Here is a 475-nt window from a genome sequence, read left to right on the forward strand (position 1 = left end):
AGCGTGCGCCAGCCCGCGCCGCCGCGCGTGGCGGTCGCGATCACCGGCAGCAGATACAGCAGATCCATCGCATTGGCACCGACCAGCGGCTGTAACAGCGTCGCGAGCGCGGTGTTGGCACCGACGAGTGCAAGCCCGATCAGACTCCCGCGCGCCAGGATCGGCCGAGTGGTGGGGGCTTCGCGTAACGTTTCGCTGGGTTGCGCGACGGGTACGACATGGATCGCCACGCCATCGAGCGCCCGCACCAGCCGGTCGACGATCGAGCCGTGGCGCAGCTCGAACCACCACGAACGGCGCGACTTGCCGATAACGACGGCGGTCGCGCGCGCTTCGCGGATTTGCGCGACCAGACCCTCGAGCACACTGCGCGCGGGGATGGTGGCAATGGTCGCGCCAAGACCGGTGGCGAGGTCGAGCGCATGCGCCATGCGCGCGCGCGCCTCGGCGGAGAGTGTCGCCGTGCGCGGGGTTT

General features: G+C 70.3%; 1 protein-coding gene. It reads right to left on the reverse strand.

Translation table 11 applies throughout. The features are described 5' to 3' along the window. A partial coding sequence (locus AACY52_RS30630) for a hypothetical protein (RefSeq protein ID WP_339561433.1) occupies nucleotides 1-431 on the reverse strand: 431 nt, incomplete at its 3' end. Nucleotides 432-475 lie beyond the last annotated feature (44 nt).

This window comes from Pseudomonas sp. EA_65y_Pfl1_P113, assembly GCF_963970525.1.
Lineage (GTDB): Bacteria > Pseudomonadota > Gammaproteobacteria > Pseudomonadales > Pseudomonadaceae > Aquipseudomonas > Aquipseudomonas tritici.